The following is a 5,584-nucleotide window of genomic DNA, read 5'->3' as shown; positions in this document are numbered from 1 at the left end:
AGAACGCTTTATACGGGCTAATAAATTGGGTGCTGACTATGAAAAGGAGGGGCTAGAAAATGTCTTTACAAGACAAGCTGAACGAGAACAGGAGCATGAGCGAACTGTTTCAAGAGACCAGGGAACTCAACGAACTAATGAAAAGTTATATCAGAGTTCACATGAACGAGGAAATGGCGAAAGAAGTCACGATTCACAATCAATTGAATCAAATCCAGTCGAAATCGGACGAAGTCATGAGGAACATGCAGTCAATCTTGAACGAGCAAGAGAAGATGTTGAAAGAAAACACCGAAGTTTTGCAAAAGATTTTGATAGATGGACACGAGGAAATTCAAAGGAACAACAACAGGACCATTCAAGCACTGGGGGAACTTCAAAAGACGAACAACGCTCAATTGGAAGAAATGAACGAGGAAATCAAGTCGAGCGTGAGGAACATGCAGAACAATCTAAACAGCGTCGTCAAAAAAGCAAGACAAGAGACGATGGACTTAGTCTCTAGTGCAAAGCATGGGGCATTGGTTACGAATATCATTGATGCTTTAAAATATGGTGTTGCTACAAGTGCAATTACTGTTCCAATTCTCTATTTGCTCCTTAGTTAATTAAAAAGACTGGCTTTATGCCAGTCCTTTCTGCTTTAGCTCTAGAGGGTTGTAAGCTATGTTATCCAATATTGTCAAGTCTGTATAGGACGAATAGATAAAGTGGATGTATTTTCGATTTTAGTGAAAGGCTCGTATGCAAGGACATGTCGACTTAATGGGACGTTCGTGGGAACATATCAATAGGTTTGCTTTATTCCCCTCTAGTCAGTTCTTTCTTTTCTTTCAATAATCTTTGAAATTCATCTTCTAACTCTTGCGAAGGTTCCAAGCTCAACCTACCCAGAACATCAGATATTTTAGTTTCAATTAATAAAAGTTGGTCATCATTGTTAGACTTTGTTTTATTCTCCAGCCACTCTTCATATGCTTCGTACGATCCATCGAATACTGTTATCTTACCATCTTTTATATCAATTATTTTTGTAGCTATATTTTTTACTAACATTCGGTCGTGAGTAACAAATAGAATCGTTCCATGATAACTTTTCATTAATGTTTCTAGCGCTTCTAAAGCTGCAATGTCTAAAAAGTTAGTCGGCTCATCTAAAACGAGCATATTCACCTCACTTAAAAATAGTTTAGCTAAAGCTAGCTTTACTTTTTCACCACCACTTAATATGCCTACCTTTTTATAGACATCTTCATCCCAAAAATGCATTCTTGCTAAAACTGTTCTTATTAATGTCTCATTTTGACTAGAGGTCGATTGTACATTTTCTATGATTGATTTCTCATCATTTAGGATGGTTAAGTGTTGAGAGAAGTAACCTATCTTTACTTTTTCTGGAATTGTCACTCCTTCATCTTGCTTCACTATTTTTTTAAGCAACGTTGTTTTACCTGAGCCATTTTTTCCAATGATAGCAACTTTATCTCCTCCATATAAATATAAGCTAAAGGGTTCCCAGAGCTTACGTTCTTCAATCTCTCCCTTAATATTTTCAGCACGTAATACAGATTGGTTTGTTAAGTTTTCTTCATTTAACATATCCATCTTAATTTCAGGCAGCTCTTTCACCTTGTCAACCTTATCCAATTGTTCCAGTCTTGTTTCTAAAGCTTTTGCCGAACTTCTCAGCTTTTTCTGTATGTTGGCGTAGTGGGTTTTAGCACCCACTATTCTCGCTTCAGATGAACTTAGATTCTTAGGTTTTTTTGTTGCTCGTTGAGCTCTTTCTTCTTTTTGACGTATTGCTCTTTCTAATTTTTGTTTCTCACGTTCATACTTTTCAAATTCAGTTTGTTTTTGTTTTTTAAGTATTTCTTTTTGCTTTGCATATTCATCATAATTTCCTTTAAATATTTTTAACGTATTTTTTTCAATTTCCCATATGTCAGTACATACATTATTTAAAAATGTCCGATCATGAGATACTACGACAGCTGCTCCTTGATAGTTTCTTATCTTTTTTTCTAGCCAAGCAATTCTTTCCGTATCTAAGTGTGTTGTCGGTTCATCTAAAAGCAGTAAGCCTGGATTCCCATTGAATGCGTTCTGTAAATATTGCTGTGTTATTTCGCCACCACTTTTCTCCAATCTTGATTCTTTAAATTGTGGCACTAATTTCACAGAGGTAAAAGGAGAGATATTACCTTCATCAGGTAATTCTTCACCTGTAATAATTTTTAATAGGCTTGTTTTTCCTGTTCCATTCCTACCTACTAAGCCTATACGTTGATTATCATGCACTTGTATTAAATCAATATCAAATAGCACTCTGTCATGTAATTGTTTTTTGATTGATGTTCCTTCAAATAATAGCATAATCCCATCTCCTTATTTTGAGGGGATATAAAAACCCCCTAATTCCATTCAGAATAGGAGGTCAGTAAAATTTGTAAGTATACACCTAAAAAAGCATTACAAAATTAGGGTAAACCACATTGCACAATACAATCCTATTCTGAAAATGATACATAAAACGCTCCACAAATAACCTAGCTTAAGTTATTGACTCACTATTTTATGTTGATTTTCTTTAATAAATAGGATTAATTGTTCATTGTGATATAGTAACACCCTTTCTCGTATCATTTAATCTAAATATAAGCTTTCTATATGTCTCTGTCAATATTTCTATGCTTTACTTAGATAAGAAATTAAATCTTATTCTGATCAAAGCGAAAATAACTAATCGGATGGGAGCTACAATTTAAGAGATTCCCGAGCCATCTTTCTGGAATGTTTTCTAAACTACTTGTAATGTTTTCTCTTAATTCATTTTCTCGCTTCTCGTACAGCAAACTTGCTTAACTATTATCACGAACATTTCTAGTCTAACATTGGCTACTAATAACGCTTAGACAAACATTTTTCACCTAAGTGTTCAATTTTTGTTACGATAAGCTGTGAATAGAGATAAGGTTCTTTATCTACCATCTCCAACCTGTATGTTATATTGATTTAACGTGATGTTAAATTTCTTCTAAAGTAACCTCTTTATGTCTTTGAATTTTTAATTTAGTTTGTTTATCTTGTTCGCTTTCAGAAAGAATAACATTCGCACTAAATTTACCATGCTTGAAATTACTTCCCCAACTGTTCCAAGCAATTTGTTTATTAACTGCATATACGTTTGATGTACCTGATTTATATACATCAATGTATTGCTTATCTTTAAGCAATTTAACGGCTCTTGTTACCGTTGAAGTACTTACTTCGAATTGTTCCTCTAAGACTTTATAAGAGCACATTACAGCGTTGTATGAATCCATATTATTTATTAAGAATTTAAAAATTCTATATGCTATTGGTGATTTTGCCATTAGCCAATCTTCTGCTTTATAAGCGTCTTTATTTAACTGTATCCACCTCTTGTAAGGACTGTTTTTATCTCTCTTGCGAATTTCCTTTTCGATTTCTTCTTCCTTCTCCATTTGGATCTTACGCTCTTCAAAACTCATAGAATTAGGTTTTAGAACTTCTCTTTCTGCTCCTACATGTATTTCAGCCATTATTACTTTCTCCCCTTTTTCGAATATGTAACACGCTGTGATACGTATATGTATCATTTTTGATACAACTTGTATCATTACTGACCATGGTGTGATTAGTATACTGCTCATTTATGGTTATTCTATCGTCATTAATGACCATTCTATGATATTGTTTGACTAAAGTCAAGTCTTATAGTGACTATCTAGTGCTCTAATACTAGTCACCCCATGACTAGTATAGTAATCACACCATGACTAGTAAAAAACGCTCTATCCATTGATATGACAACAACTAGCTTATATTCACTCTTATATCTTCTATAAGGCACTTTTCTACATGCAAGGGTCGGGTAGTATTTTTTAGGAAAACCACCTAAAAAATCTCCACGCCTTTACCCCTTGCATTCCGAAATTTTTCGGCTGTCTAGGCTTCGCCGAACGACCGATATACGAAATAGGGATATTGAGTATTCGCTCGTTCGCTTGTCCAGTGTAGCCGAAAAACCGTTAAGAGTGTCGGCGATAATGTGATTCTTTCGCTATGTATAGAATTCGTTATGCGGGGGCTAGCCCCCACACCCCCAGCCTCACTCCCTCAACCGAAATAGGGGGGAAAGACCAAGTTCAAAGGCATTGCGAAATATGGTTAAAAGCTTTCTGACTGGAAGAAAGCTAAATATGGTATGTGTCAATGGTAAATCGCAACGGAATGGGTCAGCGGTTTTTGCTGATCCATGAAGTGAGAATTTAAGGAATTGACACATTCGCAAAAGTACCCTCTTGGCTTGTCGAAAAACCATTTTTTCGACCTGCCTACCGGCGAGGGAGCCCCCGAAGATTCGGGGGTTGGGGGCTTGATATGTGAAAGTTTTTGGGGTTGCCTTTTTTCAAAAAGGCAAGGTCTTAATCCCCCCATGTAAATGGGGGTTAGGGGGCATTTTTGCGACAGCAAAAACAAGCTTATTTGGGTACCAAATATAGAGCTTGCCAATCCTCACAATACAAGTTACAATGAGAGTGAATAGCGAGCATTTAATTTGTATGATATGCGATTGAAAAATGAGCATAGTGAGGTGGTTGTATGTCGGGAACGAGGAAAGAAAATCGGGCGAGTAGTCGGCAGATTAAATTTCGAGTGGACGACAGCGAATATGAAAGGTTACAGCAAATTGCTGATACGTTTCATATGAGCGTGCCAGCTTTTGCAAAAAAGCGGGCAATGGGCTATCGAATGAAGCCATCGAAAATTGATAAATCGGGGGCAATTGAGATAGCAAAGCAGTTGCGAGCAATTGGGAACAACGTGAATCAATTGACTAGGCGAGCAAATGCAAGCGCTGGGGCGATTGATAGCGAAGAATTACAAGCTATCAAAAAGGAGTTGCATGCAATATGGCAACAATTCAGCTAGGTACAACTCGTTCTGCTAGTCGATTATGCAACTATGCAGAAAAAAGGGCAGTTGTGAAAGATGGCTATAATCTTGATATTGATTATGCAAAGTCACAAATGAAGCAAACAAGGGAACTTTTTTCTAAAAATGATGGAATACAAGCACATCATGTTATCCAGTCATTCAAACCTAACGAGGTTACACCAGAGAAAGCGAATCAAGTAGGTTTAGAATTAGCTGAGAAATTAGCTAAAAACCATGAAGTAGCTGTTTACACACATGCAGATAAAGACCATATTCATAATCATATCGTGATAAATTCAGTTAACTTTGAAACTGGTAAAAAGTATCAAGCACATGGAAAGGAAGCAATTGAGCGTGCTAGATCATTGAGCGATGAAGTATGCAAAAATCATGATTTATCAATAGTTACAGAGCATAACGCTAGTGTTCGTCATACTTTGGCAGAACAACATTTACTAGAAAAAAATAAACCATCTTGGAAAGATGAATTGCGTGAAGCGATTGAATACTCTCGAAATAATTCAACAAACTTTGATAGCTTTAAAAAGCATTTAAATGACGTTTACGGGGTCGAAACGAAATTGAGGGGTAAAACACTTAGTTTTAAACATCCAGAACG

General features: G+C 36.1%; 4 protein-coding genes and 1 pseudogene. 3 read left to right on the top strand and 2 right to left on the bottom strand.

The window, feature by feature from the left end:
• Positions 1–505 (top strand): annotated as a pseudogene (locus KA824_RS12220) (hypothetical protein); the annotation flags it as partial.
• 296 nt (positions 506–801) lie between these two features.
• Here KA824_RS12220 and KA824_RS12215 read toward each other — a convergent pair.
• The gene (locus tag KA824_RS12215) at positions 802–2,376 is read right to left on the bottom strand and encodes an ABC-F type ribosomal protection protein Vga(E) (protein ID WP_032495718.1); all 1,575 of its coding nucleotides are present in this window, start codon (positions 2,374–2,376) and stop codon (positions 802–804) included.
• Positions 2,377–3,026: 650 nt separating this feature from the next.
• Positions 3,027–3,566: a replication/maintenance protein RepL gene (locus tag KA824_RS12210; RefSeq protein WP_021285900.1), complete on the bottom strand. Its 540-nt coding sequence runs from the start codon at positions 3,564–3,566 to the stop codon at positions 3,027–3,029.
• 1,063 nt (positions 3,567–4,629) lie between these two features.
• Here KA824_RS12210 and KA824_RS12205 point away from each other — a divergent pair.
• Together KA824_RS12205 and KA824_RS12200 are read left to right on the top strand one after the other, a co-directional pair.
• Entirely contained in the window at positions 4,630–4,959 is a 330-nt protein-coding gene (locus tag KA824_RS12205; RefSeq protein ID WP_032495715.1) for a MobC family plasmid mobilization relaxosome protein, read from the top strand.
• A partial coding sequence (locus tag KA824_RS12200) for a relaxase/mobilization nuclease domain-containing protein (RefSeq protein WP_210133274.1) occupies positions 4,941–5,584 on the top strand: 644 nt, incomplete at its 3' end. The genes KA824_RS12205 and KA824_RS12200, both read left to right, overlap by 19 nt.

The organism is Staphylococcus sp. GDY8P198P (assembly GCF_017891615.1).
GTDB lineage: Bacteria > Bacillota > Bacilli > Staphylococcales > Staphylococcaceae > Staphylococcus > Staphylococcus cohnii.
The sequence above is the reverse complement of the archived record's forward strand: the minus strand, read 5'-3'. Positions and strand labels throughout refer to the sequence as shown.

Coding starts and splice junctions, on each gene's coding strand:
- KA824_RS12215 (WP_032495718.1), bottom strand. CDS start 2,376: ATGCTATTATTTGAAGGAACATCAATCAAAAAACAATTACATGACAGA.
- KA824_RS12210 (WP_021285900.1), bottom strand. CDS start 3,566: ATGGCTGAAATACATGTAGGAGCAGAAAGAGAAGTTCTAAAACCTAAT.
- KA824_RS12205 (WP_032495715.1), top strand. CDS start 4,630: ATGTCGGGAACGAGGAAAGAAAATCGGGCGAGTAGTCGGCAGATTAAA.